At 74.6% G+C, this 15,715-nt stretch carries 11 protein-coding genes; 5 read left to right on the top strand and 6 right to left on the bottom strand.

The annotated features are described in order from the left end of the window. Window positions 1–74: 74 nt before the first annotated feature. Window positions 75–4,280: a protein kinase gene (locus AB0K18_RS13135; protein WP_364914366.1), complete on the top strand. Its 4,206-nt coding sequence runs from the start codon at window positions 75–77 to the stop codon at window positions 4,278–4,280. Between the two features lie 86 nt (window positions 4,281–4,366). On the opposite strand, the gene AB0K18_RS13140 is transcribed toward AB0K18_RS13135, so the two are convergent. The 4 genes from AB0K18_RS13140 to AB0K18_RS13155 form a co-directional block, all read right to left on the bottom strand. Beyond that, window positions 4,367–5,986, bottom strand: coding sequence for a serine/threonine-protein kinase (locus AB0K18_RS13140; protein WP_364914095.1), 1,620 nt, complete (start codon window positions 5,984–5,986; stop codon window positions 4,367–4,369). A 36-nt stretch (window positions 5,987–6,022) separates the two neighbouring features. Further along, window positions 6,023–7,024, bottom strand: a complete 1,002-nt coding sequence (locus tag AB0K18_RS13145) for a hydroxyacid dehydrogenase (protein WP_364914097.1) — start codon at window positions 7,022–7,024, stop codon at window positions 6,023–6,025. 68 nt (window positions 7,025–7,092) lie between these two features. After that, on the bottom strand, window positions 7,093–7,308 hold the full coding sequence (locus tag AB0K18_RS13150; protein WP_364914099.1) for a helix-turn-helix transcriptional regulator: 216 nt from the start codon (window positions 7,306–7,308) through the stop codon (window positions 7,093–7,095). After that, on the bottom strand, window positions 7,272–7,571 hold the full coding sequence (locus AB0K18_RS13155; protein WP_364914101.1) for a hypothetical protein: 300 nt from the start codon (window positions 7,569–7,571) through the stop codon (window positions 7,272–7,274). The genes AB0K18_RS13150 and AB0K18_RS13155 overlap by 37 nt, the downstream gene beginning before the upstream one ends. A gap of 248 nt (window positions 7,572–7,819) precedes the next feature. On the opposite strand from AB0K18_RS13155, the gene AB0K18_RS13160 reads away from it, so the two are divergent. Further along, window positions 7,820–8,080: a crosslink repair DNA glycosylase YcaQ family protein gene (locus AB0K18_RS13160; RefSeq protein WP_364914103.1), complete on the top strand. Its 261-nt coding sequence runs from the start codon at window positions 7,820–7,822 to the stop codon at window positions 8,078–8,080. On the opposite strand, the gene AB0K18_RS13165 is transcribed toward AB0K18_RS13160, so the two are convergent. After that, the gene (locus tag AB0K18_RS13165) at window positions 8,077–9,288 is read right to left on the bottom strand and encodes a hypothetical protein (protein WP_364914105.1); all 1,212 of its coding nucleotides are present in this window, start codon (window positions 9,286–9,288) and stop codon (window positions 8,077–8,079) included. The genes AB0K18_RS13160 and AB0K18_RS13165 overlap by 4 nt on opposite strands. A gap of 146 nt (window positions 9,289–9,434) precedes the next feature. Then, entirely contained in the window at window positions 9,435–10,499 is a 1,065-nt protein-coding gene (locus AB0K18_RS13170; protein WP_364914106.1) for a ThiF family adenylyltransferase, read from the bottom strand. Between the two features lie 150 nt (window positions 10,500–10,649). Between AB0K18_RS13170 and AB0K18_RS13175 the strand changes: the two genes are divergently transcribed. From AB0K18_RS13175 to AB0K18_RS13185, 3 genes are read left to right on the top strand one after another with little or no spacing between them, the layout of a single operon-like run. Beyond that, complete coding sequence (locus AB0K18_RS13175) at window positions 10,650–13,850, top strand: BTAD domain-containing putative transcriptional regulator (RefSeq protein WP_364914108.1); 3,201 nt, start codon at window positions 10,650–10,652, stop codon at window positions 13,848–13,850. A 52-nt stretch (window positions 13,851–13,902) separates the two neighbouring features. Next, on the top strand, window positions 13,903–14,448 hold the full coding sequence (locus tag AB0K18_RS13180) for a sigma-70 family RNA polymerase sigma factor (protein ID WP_364914110.1): 546 nt from the start codon (window positions 13,903–13,905) through the stop codon (window positions 14,446–14,448). Between the two features lie 30 nt (window positions 14,449–14,478). Beyond that, the gene (locus AB0K18_RS13185; RefSeq protein ID WP_364914112.1) at window positions 14,479–15,666 is read left to right on the top strand and encodes a hypothetical protein; all 1,188 of its coding nucleotides are present in this window, start codon (window positions 14,479–14,481) and stop codon (window positions 15,664–15,666) included. Window positions 15,667–15,715 lie beyond the last annotated feature (49 nt).

Consider the following 15,715-nt stretch of genomic DNA (forward strand, 5'->3'; position numbering starts at 1 on the left):
CGAGGCGCGCGGGGGACCTGTGGCGTCTTCGAGGCAACCAATGGGCGGTGTCGTGCATCTAAGCATCAGTGACGATGCGCTTGGTGCCCGGTGACCCCGAGAGGCTTGGCGGCTACTGGTTGGCCGCCAGGCTCGGCGCGGGCGGGCGCGGTGTCGTCTACGACGCCTACGACGACGAAGGTCGCCGCTACGCCGTCACCGTCCCCCTGGGCGAGGTCGGTCAGCGCTACGAGCAGGTGACCTGCCGCCATCTCGCGCGGGTGGTGGCCGTCGGGGCCGACGCCGGCGTCCCCTACGTCGTCAGCGAATACGTCGGCGGGCCCGACCTGCGCCAGGCCGTGGGGCTGCACGGCGGCCCCTACTCAGGTGACGAGCTGGTCGCGCTGGCCGCGGCTTTGGCGACGGCGCTGCGGTCACTGCACGCGGCCGGGCTGACCCACTCCGGGCTCAACCCCGAGTGCGTGCTGCTGGCCGACGACGGTCCCCGGGTCATCGAGCTGGGGCTGGCCGGCGCGCGTACGGCCGATGGCGCGTGCCCGTACCAGGCGCCCGAGGTGCTGACCGGGCAGGAGGCCGGGGCCGCCGCCGACGTCTTCGCGTGGGGCGCCGTCGTGCTGTTCGCGGCCACCGGCGACGACCCGTTCGGCGGCGACAGCCCCGGCGCCGTCATGCACCGGCTGCTGACCGTCGACCCCGACCTGAGCTGCCTGCCCGAGCCGCTGGCCGGGCTCGTCGAGCGGGCGCTGGCCAAGAGCCCCGCCGACCGGCCCGCCGCGGCCGAGCTGCTCATCGAGAGCGCGAGCGAGCTGCGCCCGCCCGACGCGTACGTGCGCACGCCGTCGCTCGGGGAGGCGGCCGAGCAGGCGTACCTGTCGCTCACGCCCCGCCAGCAGGAGGAGGTGCCCGGGCTGCTGCTGCGGCTGCTCGACGGTGACCGGCCGCACGACGAGGGCGACGTGCTCGCCCCGCTCATGGCGGCCGGCCTGCTCGTACGGCGCAGCATCCGCGTACCGTCCGCCGAGACCTCCATCGGCAAGCTCGTCGCCGTCAGCGACGACAAAGTCGCCCCCGCCAGCGCCGCCCTCTACCGCGCCTGGCCCCGGCTGCGCGGCTGGGTCGCCGACGAGCGCGACGGCATGGCCGTGCACCGGCACCTGCGCCGGTCCGCCCGGCAGTGGTCGGAGCACCGGCGCGGGCGCGGCCACCTGCTGCGCGGCGACGAGCTCGCCACCGCGCTCGGCTGGGCCGCGGCCAAGCGCCGGCACGTCCGGCTCAACCAGCTCGAACGCGACTTCATCAGCGACAGCGTGGCCCTCGCCAAGCAGCGCAGGAAGCTCCTCGTGCCCGCCCTGTCGGCCGTCGCCGCCGTGGTCGCGGTCGCGGTCACCATGACCGTGGTGACCGTCCAGGGGCAGAACGACCTGCGCGGACGCCTCCTCGACGCCGGCGCGCGAGCCGTCGCCGCGCGGGCCGAGGCGCTGCGCACCACCGACCCGCGGGCCGCGATGCGGCTCAGCGTGGCCGCCTGGCGGATGTCGCCGGTCTTCGAGGCGCGGGCCGCCCTGCAGTCCTCGCTCGTACAGCCCGAGCTGGGCGTCTTCACCGACCCCGGGGCCGACGGGCGGGCCCACTACCTGCTGCGCGGTGACGAGCTGGTCCGGTGGGACGCCGCGGCCGTGACCGTGTACGACGTGACCGGCGGGCGGGAGGTGGCGTCGTACCCGCTGCCGCCGGGGAGCATCGGGCTGAGCGGCGACGGGCGGTTCGCCGAGGGCGCCTCGGGGCCCGTCGAGGTGGCGACCGGGCAGGCGCCCGCCGACGGGGTCTTCACGATCAGCCGGGGCAACCGCACGCGGGTCTACCGGGGGACGCGGGTGCTGTTCGACGTGATCGACCGCAAGGTGGCGTTGTCGCCCGACGGCACCAGGGCCGCGCTGTCCGGGCTGGACGGGCGGGTCGAGCTGTGGGAGCTGGCGCCGCGGCGGGTGCGTACCGGGGTGGTGAAGGTCGAGCCCCTCACCGGCTCCGTGGCCGCCGCCCCCGCCCTCGCCTTCAGCCCGGACGGCGCCACGCTCGCGGTCGCGGGCCGCGACGGCGTCACGCTGGTGGGCGCCGGCGCCCGGCGCACCGGCGCCCCGGAAACCCTCGCCACCCACCACCCGGACCTCCCCGCCCCCACCACACCCCCCTCCCCCGGCCCCGGCCTCCTCGCCCTCCCCTCCACCCCCACCACCCCCGCCCAACCCTTCACCGCCGCAATCCCGCCGTCCCCCGGCCCGACCGGCTCACCACCCTCCCCCGGCGTGGCCGCCGCCCCTGCGTCGCCAGGCCCGGCCGCCGCCCCTGCGTCCCCCGGCACGGCTGCCGCCCCTGCGTCGCCTGGCCCGGCCGGGGCGCCGGCCACGCCCGGCTCGGGTCCTTCCCGGCAGGCCGAGACGTTCGGCTTCGCGCCGCAGCCCCGCGCGTCGGCCCTCCCGTCGCGCGCCGAGGCCACGCCCCCCAAGCCCGCCGCCTCGGGGACGCGCGCAGGCACTTCCGGTCGTCCGCAGGCCGCGTCCCCGTCCCCGTCCCCGTCCCGCACACCGGACCCCCGAGCCACGGCCGGCCCGACCCCCACCAAGACCCCCGCCTCCAAGGGCACCGCCACGGCGGATCCCGGCGGCAAGGAAGCGCGGGACGGCCGCGCGGGCGCGCCGAATCAGGACGCCGCCCGCGACACGGACGCCGCCCGCAACACCGACTCCGCCCGCGACGCCGAGGCGACGCACGGCGCCAAGGATGAGCGCGAGGCCAAGACCGCGAGCGACGCCGAGGCCACCACGCCCAGCACCCCCAACGCCAGGGCCCCGCGCAACGCCGAAAGCGGGAGCGACGCCGACGCCGCGCCCGCCATCCCCGATACCCCCAGCACCCCCAACGTCAGGGTCGCGCGCGATGCCGAGGCGGCGGTGGCGCGGGATGGGCGTGCGGGGGTGGATCCGGAGGCCGGGCGTGACGCCGGCGCTGCCCGCAGGATCAAGGCTGAGGTGGCGCGGGTGGTGGCGCAGGCGGTGCGGGCTAAGAGGGTGCGGGTGAAGAGGGGGGATCCGGGTTCCGGGGCGGAGAGGGCCTGGGGGGTGGAGGTCGTGGACGGGCTGGAGGTGACGCCTGCCACGGCGGCGGGGCCGCTGGTGTTCAGTCCCGACGGTCGGCTGCTGGCGTTGCCCGGTGACGGTGAGGTGCGCGTCTGGAACGTGGCCGAGCGTCGCCTGGCCGGCTCCTACCCGCTCAAGGACCCGGGCCGAGGGCTGGCGTTCTCGCCGGATGGCCACACCCTGCGTTACCTGAGCGGCATCGGCTCGGTCGTCTCGCTCGACGTCTCCGGCCTGCCGGCCCCGGCGGGCGAGGGCCAGGTGGCGGCGTTCTCGGGCAACGGGCGGGTCGCGGCCAAGGAGGTGGGCGACGCGATCGAGCTGACCGACGCCGAGAGCCGCAGGACGCTGGGCCGCATCGCCGCAGCGGGCGACCTGGCGTTCGACGCGACCGGGCGGCTGCTGGCCGTGGCGGGCGACCCGGTGACGGTGTGGGAGGTGGCGAGCGGCCGGCAGGTGACGTCGATCGCGGCGGGCGGCGACGTACCGGCCGTGGCGCTCTCCCCCGACGGCGGCACGCTGGCGACGGCGCGCGGCACCCTCCTGGAGACGTGGGACGTGCGCTCGGGCCGCCGGATCAAGGCGTACGAGGGCGTCGGCGACCTGGCGCTGGCCTTCAGCCCCGACGGCATGACGCTGGCCGCGGGCACCCGCCTGCTCGACCTGCGCACCGGCCAGGTGACCCCGCTCGACCTGGCGGCCAGGGCCAGCGGGGGCGCGGCGGCGACGGCGCTGGCGTTCTCGCCGGACGGCGACCGGCTGGCGTTCGGGCTGGAGGGCGGCCGGGTGCTGCTGTGGGGCGTGCGCGAGCGGGCCCCCATCGGCACGATCAGGAGCGGCAGCGGCCCCGTGGACGAGGTGCGGTTCTCGCCGGACGGTGGCCTGATGGCGATCGACGCAGGCCGTACGTCGCTGTGGGACGTCAGGACGCTGCGCGAGGTCGGCCAGGCCGGGTCGTGGGCGGCGGGCCCGGCGTTCAGCCAGGACGGCACCCGGCTGCGCGGCGTGGCGCTGGACGGCTCCGTACGCGAGTTCCCCGTCGATCCCGCGCTGACGGCGCAGGCGGTGTGCGAGCGGGCGGGCGGTTCGCTGACCAGGGAGGAGTGGGCCCGGCTCATCCCGGAGGCCGACTACCGCGAGGTCTGCTGACCACCACGCCCGGTCAGGCGCCACCGCGCCCGGTCAGGCGCCGCCGCGCCCGGTCAGGCGCCGCCGCGGAGGGCCCGCGCGAGCGCCTATTCGTTGCGGATCAGTTTGAGCACCTTGCCCTGAGGGCTCGCCACGAGGTAACCGGTGCGGTGGTAGTCGTCGCTGACGTAGACGAGCAGCACCGGATTGACCGAGGTGAAGGCGTAGTCCGTGTCGACGATGATGTAGCGCGAGGTCGGCTTGGGCACGCCGAGGTCCTTGTCGGCCTGCTTGAACAGGGCGGGCAGCCGGTCCCAGTTGAAGGTGTCGAGGTCGGCCAGCGGGGTTCTGACCTGGCCGCCGATGCGGGGCTCGTCGACCTGGCCGTCACGGTAGTCGTAGGTGTTGTAGACCTTTTTGTCGCGCTTGAGCGGCACGTCCAGGCTGGCGTGCGTCTCGTGCACGGACATCCCGACGACCTTGCTGGTGCCGGTGGCCGGCTTGACCACGCGAAGCATGGCGCGGATGCCGTCGGGGGTCAGCAGCTTCTCGCGTACCGGCTGCTTGGTGCTCGGCGTGAGGCTCGGGATGGTCACGCGGGGGATGGTCGGCGTCCTGGACGGCGTGGCGGTCATGGCCAGGTGGCTCGGCTCGGGGTCGGGCACGGTCTCGTCGGGCGTGCTCGGCAGCAGCCGCCACACCAGCACGCCGGCCACGACGACGGCCGAGAGCGACACGGCCACGGCCGCTCCCCTGCCGCCACGCCTGGGCCGGGGGTTGAGCGTGTCGGCCTGCGGCACCGGCCCGCCGCTCCAGGGCTGCGGGTATCCGGGCGGCACGGTGTGCGAAGGACCCGGAGGCGGCGGTGCCTGCATCACCGGCGGGGGCGGAGGCGCGGCGTTCGGGTCCATCGCCACGGCGAGCATGCGGTCGAGCGTCTCGGCGTCCGGCCTGGCGGCGGGGTCGCGGGCGAGCAGCGCGGTCAGTACGGGCGTCAGCGCCCCGGCCCGTACGGGCGGCGGCACCTCCTGGTTGAGCACCGCCGCCAGCGTGGCCAGCGCCGTGTTCCTGCGCAGCGGGTGGCGGCCCTCGACGGCGACGTACAGCATCATGCCGAGCGACCACAGGTCGGAGGCGGGGTCGCCCTCGACGCCGTTGATGCGCTCGGGGGCCATGTACTCGGGCGAGCCGATGAACGCGCCCGTGGACGTCAGGCTGGTGGACTCGCGCATGGCCGCGATGCCGAAGTCGGTGAGCACCGACCGGCCGTCGGCGTGCAGCAGCACGTTGGCGGGTTTGACGTCGCGGTGGTGGATGCCGACCGCGTGGGCCGCGCGTAAGGCCGACAGCACCTCGCGGCCGGTCCGCGCCGCCTCCGCCGGGTGCACGGGCCCGCTCTGGATGCGGTCCTGGAGCGAGCCGCCGGTGACCAGCTCCATGACGATCCACGGGTAGCCCTGCTCGCCGGGGTCCACGATGTGGTGGATGGTCACCACGTGCGGGTGGTTGAGCTGGGCCAGGGCCCGCGCCTCGCGCAGCACCCTGGCGCGCAGCTCGCGGGCGTGGGTCGGGTCCTGCTCGTCGATCGTGGGGTCGGGCGGGCGTACCTCTTTGAGCGCGACCTCGCGGTGCAGGGCGACGTCCAAGGCCCGCCAGACCAGGCCCATGCCGCCGCCGCCGAGGCGCTCCACCAGCTCGAAGCGGCCGTCGATCACCCGTTTCTGCATGCGCAGCAGATTAGGGCCGTGGGCCCGCCGCCGTCATCAGGCGCTGGTCGCGAGCTCCTCGGCCGCCACGCCGTGCGCGAACGGCAGCCCGCGCGCGTACCTCGCGACCTCGTCCACGGCCAGGTCGGCGATGCGGGCCAGCTCGCCGCCGAGCGAGCCGGCGACGTGCGGGGTGAGCAGCACGTTCGGCAGGTCGTACAGGGGTGAGCCGGGCGGCAGCGGGTCGGGGTCCGTGACGTCGAGCACGGCGTACAGGCGGCCGGAGGTCAGCTCGGCGATGAGCGCGTCCTGGTCGACGAGCGCGCCCCTCGCGGTGTTGATGAGTGTGGCGCCGTCACGCATGCTCGCCAGGCGGGCCGCGCTGACGAGGTGGCGGGTCTCGGGCAGGTCGGGCGCGTGCACGGTGACCACGTCGGAGCGCTCGAACAGCTCGTCGAACCCGACGTGCGCGACGCCGAGGTCCTCGCTCAGGTACGGGTCCGCGACCAGCACGTCCAGCGCGAACGGCCGCAGCAGCTCGATCACCCGCCGCCCGATCCTGGACGCCCCCACGACGCCCACCGTGCGCCGGTAGTTGCCGAACCCGGGGAACATCGCGTCCAGGTCGGGCCGCTCCTGCCGCTCCCGGTAGAGCCTGGCGCTGTCGAGCACTCGCTTGCCCGCGAACAGGATCGCGGCCAGCGTGTACTCGGCGACCGGCTCCGCGTTGGCCGCCGCCGCCGACGACACCAGCAGTCCGCGCTCCCAGCACGCCTCGGTGACGTGGTGCTTGACGGACCCGGCGGCGTGCACGATCGCGCGCAGCCTGGGCGCCGCGTCCAGCACCTCGGCCGTGATCGGCGGGCACCACCAGCTCGTGAGCAGCACCTCGGCCTCGGCCAGCGCGAAGGCCACGGCGGGGTCGGCGAAGTCGGTGGCGACCAGGCCGGGGTCGATGTCGGCGACGGCGAGCAGCCGGTCGCGGACGGGACCGGTGATGAGCCGGGCGGCGGTGTCGGCGCCCATCGCGAGCAGGGTCTTCGGCCGGGATTCCGTCATTCGTGCTCCCCGATGCGCTGCGGTCGCTCTTGATCATAACGAGGGCGATTTCGACGGTTTGTCCGGGGTCATTCGCGAAGGTCGCTCAGGCGGCCGATCAGCGCCGTACGTGAGGTGATGCCGAGCTTGGTGTAGATGTGGCTCAGGTGGTATTCGACGGTCTTGACGCTCAGGACCAGCTTGCGCGCCGCCTGCCGGTTGGTCAGGCCCCTGCTGATCAGCACCGCCACCGTGTGCTCCTGCGGCGTCAGCCCCAGCCGGGCGGTGTCCTGCGGGCGCAGCACCGCACGCCCGCTCGCGGCCAGCTCCAGGTCGCACTGCTCCAGGTACGGCAGCGCGCCCGCTCCCACTCGCCGCGCGCGGCCGGCATCAGCGCCGCCATCGCGTGCGCCAAGCTCGCCGGCCACGCCTGCCCGAAGTCGTCGGCCGTCGAGGCGCCCAGCTCGGCGTGCGCCACCGCCTCCTCCCAGCGCCCCAGCCGGTACTCGGCCTGCGCCAGCGTGACGGCCACCAGGATCTGGAACGCCGCCGACCGATCCCCGCTCACTGGCGTTCATAGCGTCCAACGTGGACGAATGCCCCTCACCTTCCGGGGGACCGCCGACCACAAGGGAGTGGTACGAGTCTCTTAAGAATGACGCACAAGCGCGTACCATCGGGCGTGAGGAGACCACATGCCGGCGGCCTCGCCGGCGTCGCTGGGGCTATTGCGGCCCGGGACCGGCCGCAATAGCCCCTACCTTGTCACCATGCATCCCCTCGTCACCCCGCGGGCGCAACCGGGCCACGCTCGCCATGCAGCATCTGCTGCGCCGCACCGGCGACTCCGTCATCGAGGTCACCGAGCGCATGACGCGCACCGCGTTCGGGCGCCGGCTGCCCGGCGTCGATCTCGACGAGCTGGCCGCGGTGGGGCGGGCGCTGCTGGAGGAGCGGCCGATGACGTTCGCCGAGCTGGGTAAGGCACTGGCCGAGCGGCGGCCGCAGGCCGACCCCCGCGCGCTCGGCCAGACGGTACGCGGCCCGCTGCCCTCGGACAGCCCCTCCAGGAGTTAAAGGAGTGCGCCGGCGCGGCGGAGCCGCCGTTCGCGGAAGGCGAGCAGCGGGGGCAGGCCGATCCGCAGCGCCACGTACGCGGTGACCGCGATCGCCTCCCAGAACGCGGCCGACCCGACCTGCCCGGCCAGCAGCCGCTCGATGCCCCACTGGGCCAGCGACACCATGAGGGGCAGCATGACGGTGAGGAAGAGCCAGACCATGACCGCCATGCCCGCCACGTACAGGAGCGCGAACCAGCGGGCCATGTCGCGGTCGCGCGCTCCTGACGCGGCGAGCTCGGCGGCCTCCGCCTCGGTGAGGCGGAAGATCCGGTTCTTCACGGTCAGCCAGGTCGTCCGGTAGAGGTTGTGGCAGCGCAGCGCGTTGGCGAGCAGCGCGTACGAGTCGCTGCGCAGCGGCAGCGCGGCCCACTGCCACACGATGGCGACGACCCTGAACAGGATGACGGCGGCGAGCACATCGTCCGGCAGGCCGGGCGGGACGATCATCCGCAGGCCCAGCGCGACGGCGACGACCACCACCTCGACGGCCATCCCGGCGAGATAGACGCCGTGCCGGCGGTCACGCGGCACCGCGACGATCTGGGTCAGGTCGGTCTCGTAGACGATGTACATGCCCCGGTAGCTGACGCGGAACGTGGCGGGCACCCCGACGGCCCGCCCGGCGAGCCAGTGCCATGCCTCGTGCAGCGCGCCGAACGCGATCCCCAGCACGAGCCAGCCGAGCACGGACAGGCCCATGCTGGGCAGGAACCACGCGTCCTGCCAGGAGGGCCGCAGGTCGGGGCGGGCCACGAGGACGGCGAGCGCGAAGACCAGCGCCGCCGCGTACACCGACCAGCCGGTACGCCCGAACAGGCGGGCGGCGGCCTGGGGGCTGATGCCCTCGATCCACCTGATCCGGCGGCCGCGTTCCGCGGTGTCGTCGTCGTCCTGAGCGGCGGCCGGGTCGAGGAGGCCCGCTGCGGTGAGCCCCTCGATGAAGTCGCCGCCGTCGACCTGCTCGCCGGCCTTCTCGCTCGCCCGCTCGGTGGCCTCGGTGACCGAGCCCGTCTCCTGCAGGGTGGTGATGAAGATCGCACCGGGCTCCGGCACCGCGACGAAAACTCCCAGGTCCGGCCGGCCCAGCACCCAGGCCTCGCCGTCGAAGGTGACGGTCAGCCGCGCGGCTCGCTCGCGCAGGCCGGCGTCCGTGGCCGCGGTCATCGGTCTTCACCACCTCAGAACGTGAGTGAGGGGCCGCGCCGCACACCGGAGAGTGGCGCGGCCCCGATACTTCAGCTGTCGGAACCCGGGTCCGCGTCGACGGTCAGACGGGTGTTCTCGATGCGCACGATCTCGATCTTCATGGGTCACCTCCCTCCGCACACTTCACAGCCGGGATCGCGGGTCCATTCGGTGCGGCTGGTGGCGCACCCGCCCGCGAAGTCGATGATGAGCGGCCGGCCCGCGTAGGCCGGCGGCTCGAAACCGGTGAGGTAGCGCAGGACCTCGAACGCCCCGTACGCGCCGAGCAGCCCGGCGACGGGCCCGATGCCGCGGTTCGGGCGGGGCCCGTCCCGGTAGAGGCGGATCGCGGCGAGGTCGGGCGTGTCGGGGTCGGCGCTCGGCGGCACGCAGGCCCGGCAGGCGCTGACGCCCGGCTGGACGGACCACACGGTCCCCGAGGTCACCCACATGCCGCCCCGCACGAACGGCACCCCGTGCCGCACGCAGGCCGCGTTCACCCACAGGTCGATCTGGGTCGGCCGGTCGATGCCGGAGGCCACCACGTCGGGGCGGGTGCGGCCGACGAGCTCGTCGAGCTGCTCGGGGCTCTCCACGCCCATGTCGACGGTCTCGACCTCGATGGAGGGGTCGAACGCGCGGACCCAGTCGGCGGCGCGCTCCACCTTGCGCGCGCCGACGTCGTCCCACCGGTAGAGGTACTGGCGGGCGAAGTTGCGCGGGTCCACGGTGTCGCGGTCGAGCAGGGTCATCCTGCCGACGCCGAGCCCGGCGAGGTGGGGGATGGTGTTGGAGTTGAGGCCGCCGGTGCCGAGCACCAGCACGTGCGACTCGCGCAGCCGGCGCAGCACGTCCTCGCGGCTGCGGTCCAGGGTGCCGAACGACTCGAAGAAGGCCAGGTTGCTGAAGTGGCGCTCGGCGTCTTCCTGGCCGAGCAGGCCGAGGTGGTCGCCGTCCTCGAGCAGCCGCTCCGCGTCCAGGGCCTTGACGGCGGCGGAGACGTCGGAGACCGGCAGGGACAGCTCGGCGGCGAGTTCCCCGACCGTCCTGCCGCCCTCTTCCAGGAGGTCGAGGAGCTTCTCCACCGTCCCCTCAGGGTCGGTGAGGACCAGCCGGTCGCGGGGGTCGTACACGAGCCTGAGCTCGTGCCCGACGCGCTCGCGGGCGAGGGTCTTCAGTCGCGGCCTCATCGGTTCTACAGCGCCCAATCTTGACGGGAGTGCTGGACGCACTTTGACAGCCGGCCGCATGGAGGCTGTATGGACGCCGCATGGATCCCGCAACGAACGGCGGTGGGTCCGATTGATCCCTCAATGGGCACTGCACTAGCGTCTGCGGTTGTGCGTAAGGCTGTCCGCGTCCTCCTCCTCGGTCCCCTGGAGACCGTCGTGGACGGCGAGGCGGTGCGCCTGACCGGCAGGCAGCGCGCGTTGCTCGCCGCCCTGCTGCTCGACGCCGGGTGCGTGGTCTCGGTGGAGCGGCTGGCCGAGCGGCTCTGGGGCGCCGACCCGCCGCCGTCGGCGGCGCCCCGGGTGCGGGCGCTGGTCACGGAGCTGCGCAGGGCGCTCGGCGAGGCGATCGTCACCAGGAGTCCCGGCTACCTGATCCCCGAGGGCGCCGTCGAGGTGGACGCCGACGCGTTCGGCGCCCTGGTCGGGCAGGCGGGCGGCGCGGCGCCCGAGGACGCCGTCGCCGCGTACGACAGGGCGCTCGATCTGTGGCGCGGCGACCCGTACCCGGATCTGGGCGGGCCCGTCGCGGCGGCGGAGCGGCACCGGCTCGACGAGCTGCGCATCCAGGCGATCGAGGGCCGCGCGCGGGCCCAGCTGGAGCTGGGCCGCCATCAGGCGGTCGTGGCCGGGCTGAGCAGGCTGGTGGCCGAGCAGCCGCTGCGGGAGCGGCCGTACGGGCTGCTCATGCTGGCGCTGCACCGCGACGGACGCCTGCCCGAGGCGCTGCGCGTCTACCGGGAGTTCCGCGACCGGCTCGTCCGCGAGGTCGGTGTGGAACCGGGCAAGGACCTGCAGGCGCTGCACCAGCGCCTGCTGGCCGAGACCTCCCAGGCCGAGCCGCCGGGAGAGCCGCCGGGAGAGCCGCCAGGAGAGCAGGCGGACGAGCCAATAGCGCCGGTCCCCCGCCAGCTCCCGCCCGTCACCGGCCACTTCGTCGGCCGCGAGGCGGAGCTGCGGCGCATGGACGACGGCCGGGTGACGCTCGTGGCCGGGCCGGCGGGCGTCGGCAAGACGGCGCTGGCGCTGCGGTGGGCGCACCGGCGGGCGGACCGGTTCCCCGGTGGGCAGCTCTTCCTCGACCTGCGGGGCTTCGACCGGCGTGCGCCGATGACGCCCGCCGAGGCGCTGCCGCTGCTGCTGCAGGGGCTGGGGCAGGCGGCCAAGGACATCCCCGTCGAGCTGGACGCGCAGGTCGCGCTCTACCGCTCGCTGCTCGCGGGCCGGCGGGTGCTGCTGGTGCTGGACGACGTCGCAGAGCCCGACCAGGTACGCCCGCTGCTGCCCGGCGACCCCGGCTGCCGCGTCGTCATCACCAGCAGGAACCGGCTGGGCGGCCTGGTCGCCCTGGACGGCGTCGAACGCGTCACGCTCGGCGTGCTGGAGCAGGACGAGGCGCTGCGGCTGATCTCGGCGGGCGTCGGCGAGGAGCGGCTGTCGCGCGAGTCGGAGGCGTCGCGGGAGCTGGTCGCGCTCTGCGGCCGCCTGCCGCTCGCGCTGTCCATCGCCATGTCCTGGATCGGCGACCACGAGCACCGCAGGATCGGCGACTACGTGCGCGAGCTCGCCGACCGGGGGCGGCTGGTGCGCCTGCGGGTGGACGGCGACGAGAGCGTGGCGGTGCGGGCGGCGCTCGATCTGTCGTACCGGGCGCTGCCCTCGCCGGCGCGGCGGGTGTTCCGCCTGCTCGGCCTGGCGCAGGGGGCCGGCGTGTCGGCCGCGGCGGTCGCCGCCCTGGCCGACACCACGCCTGAGCAGGCGGCGGTGCTGCTCGGCACGGCGGCGCGCATCCACCTGATCGAGGAGGTCGGCCCCGACCGTTTCGCCGCGCACGACCTGGTGTGGGAGTACGCGGCCCAGCTCGGCCTCGCCGAGGACTCCGCCGCCGACCGGGAGGCCGCTCTCCGGCGCCTGTACGACCACTACCTGCGCACCGCCGCGGGCGCGCTCACGGCGGCCGGTTTCGAGGTACCGGAGACCCCAGGCGAACCCGTGGCCTTCACCGGGCGGGAGGAGGCGCTCGCCTGGCTGGACGTCGAGTGGGACAACCTGGCCGGGGTGATCGCCTCCGGCACGCCGCCGTACGCCTGGCTGCTGGTCGAGGCGCTGACCGACGTGCTGCTGCAGTACCGGCGCAGCCGCGTGGAGTGGCTGCGTCTGGCCGAGACCGCGCTCGCCGCCGCGGAACGCGCCGGCGACCTGCGCGGACAGGCGGCGATGTGCCACTCGATCGGCCGGGCCCGCCTGCTCGTCGCCGACCTCAAGGGCGCGCTCGGCTACCTCGGGCGGGCACAGGAGCTGTGCCGCCGCACGGACTGGCCGCAGCAGGAGGCGGCGGTGCTGCAGGCCCTCGGCGTGGCGCGCAAGCAGCTCGGCGAGCCGCGCCGGGCCATCCCGCTCTACCGGCGGGCCGCGAAGATCAACCGCTCGCTCGGCCTGGTACGCGGCGAGGCGCGGGTGCTCAACAACCTGGCCTCCGCCCACCTCAAGCTCGCCCACCTCGACCAGGCGGAGGAGTCGCTGCTGGCCTGCCTCGCGCTCACGGGCCGGCCCGAGGACACACATCTGCGGACGCTGACGCTGGTCAACCTGGCGCTCGTCCGGCAGCGGCAGGCCAGGTTCGCCGACGCGCTCGGCCACCTGGACGAGGCGCTGGCCCTGGCCCAGGGGGCGGGCCTGCTCTACGCCGAGGCGGTCACGTACGAGACGTACGGCTGGGTGCACCGCGACGCCGGCGACCACGTACGCGCGATCGACGCCTTCGCCCGCGCGCTCGGCCTCGCGCACGAGGTCGAGAACCGGCGCTGCCAGATCGCCTCGCTCGCCGGCACCGCCGCCGCCGAGACCGGGCTCGGCCGGGTGGAGGCCGCGCTGGCGCGTCTCGACACGGCGGCCAGGCTCGCCGAGGACACCGGCATGGACCTCGACCAGGTGCTGCTGGAACGCGCGGAGGTCCGGCTGCGCCAGGGCAGGCACGCCGACGCCATGCTGGACGCGGGTCACGCGCTGGAGCTGGCGCGCACCGCCAACCCGCTCGACCTGCCCCGGGCGCACATCCTGCGCGCCGCCGGCCACCTGGCGTCCGGCGACACCGAGTCGTGCGTACGTGAGTGCGAGCGGGCGCTGCGGCACGCCCGCAGGTCGGGACAGCCGCTGCAGCACGCCCGCGCCCTGACCACGCTCGGGAACGCCCGCAGCAGGGCGGGCGACGACGGCCGGGCGGCCCGCCTGTGGGCCCAGGCCCACGCCCTGTTCACCGGCATCGGCGTGCCGGAGCAGCAGGAGACCGCGGCGCTCCTCGCCGGTCTCTGAGGAATCCTCGCCTCCCGTGGTAATCGAGAGACCGCCGCCGGGACTACTGGGTGTGGACGATCCCAAAGAGCGATTCACCGCGCTGTACGACCGGTACTACCGGAACGTGCTGGGCTACGTGCTGCTCCGCGTCGAGCAGGCCGTGGCGGAGGACGTGTGCAGCGAGACGTTCCTCGTGGCCTGGCGGCGGCTCGACGAACCGCCCGAGCAGGTGCTGCCCTGGCTGCTAGGCGTCGCCCGCAACAAACTCGCCAAGCAACGTCAGGTACGGCACCGGCGGCAGGACCTGGTCGAGCGGATCGCCGCGCTGACCAGCGAGCACGAGCACCTCGCCTGGGACGTCGCCGAGCACGTGGTGGACCGTGAGCAGGCGGTCTCCGCCCTGCGCGCCCTTCCGGAGAAGGACGTGGAGGCGATGATCCTGGCCACCTGGTACGGCCTGACGCCCGACCAGGCAGCGACCGTCATGGGCTGCTCGGCGCGGACGTTCAACGTCCGGCTGCACCGGGCGCGCAAGCGGCTCAGCGGCACCCTCAGCCGCCAGGCCGCCCGGTCACCGGCACGACCGCCGCGCAGCCGATTCGCCGAGGAGAGCTGACGTGCGCAAGACCACCCACAGGGGGAGAACATGACCGATCGTACGTTCGCCCGGCTCAAGCCCGACAAGCTCGACGAACTCGCCGAGGACAGCTACGAGCGGCGCCGCGGCGCGGACCTGGCCCGCGCGTTCGCCGACGACCGGCGCCCGGCCCGCCGTCCCGTGTTCCTGCTGGCGGCCGGCGCGATCGCCGCGGGCGCCGCCGTCGCCGCCACCGGCGTGCTCGTCACCCCGCCCCCGGCCGCCCCGCCCGCGAGCACCCCGGCCGCCCGGCAGGTCCCGTCCGGCGACCCTGGGGCGTCGCCGGCCACCAGGATCGACGCCCGCGCCTTCCTGCTCGCCGCCGCCGACACCGCGCTGCGCGAGCGGCCCACGTCCGGCGCCTACTGGTACGTCCGCCAGCGCACGACCTCCCCCACCGGCTACTGGCCCAAGGAGTTCTGGGACGGGGTGAGCAAGCTCCAGCGCCAGGAGCAGGCCGAGATCGACAGGACCGGCGCCGAGGACGACGAGCTGATCGCGATCAACGAGAAGTACAACAAGAAACTGGCGGACCTGCGCGAGCGCGTCTACCCCGACGGCCCCCCGTTCAAGGCGTACGTCGTCGAGTCCGAGGAGCGCTGGCGGCCCAAGAAGGCGGGCGGCACCCACCGCACCAGGCGCACCGACCGCGAGGTCGTCTTCCCCACGCCGGAGGACGAGGCCGCCTGGCGCAAGGAGGGCTCGCCCAAGCTCTTGCAAGAGCGCCCCGAGAACGTCGACGACACCCTGCCCAGGCCGCTGTCCATCGAGAACATGGACATCACCATGCAGAACGTCGGCGACCTGCCACGGTCGAAGAAGGCGCTGGCCGCCCGGCTGAAGGCGCAGTTCAAGCGCCTGCCCGAGGACGGCAAGGAGTTCGACCTCTACCTGTGGCAGACCACCGTCGACCTGATGACCGCCCCCACCACCCCCGGCACCCGCGCCGCGATCTTCCGCATCCTCGCCGACCAGCCGGGCATCCGCTCGGACGGCGAGGTCAAGGACGCCGCCGGCCGCGCGGGCGTCGGCCTGGAGGTGGACAGCGACGACGGCTACGAGTTCCGGCTGGTCGTGGACGAGGACACGGCGAAGCTGCTGGAGTACTCGGTGGCAGAGCGGGGCGAGGACACCACGAAGGTGACCTTCGAGGAGTCCGGCTGGACCGGCGAACTGGGCGAACGCCCCCAGGGTTGACCCCTCGGAACCGGGCAGGCGCGCCCCGCTAGGGTGGGGGCGCGCCGAC

This window comes from Nonomuraea sp. NPDC049421 (genome assembly GCF_040677005.1).
Classification (GTDB): domain Bacteria; phylum Actinomycetota; class Actinomycetes; order Streptosporangiales; family Streptosporangiaceae; genus Nonomuraea; species Nonomuraea salmonea.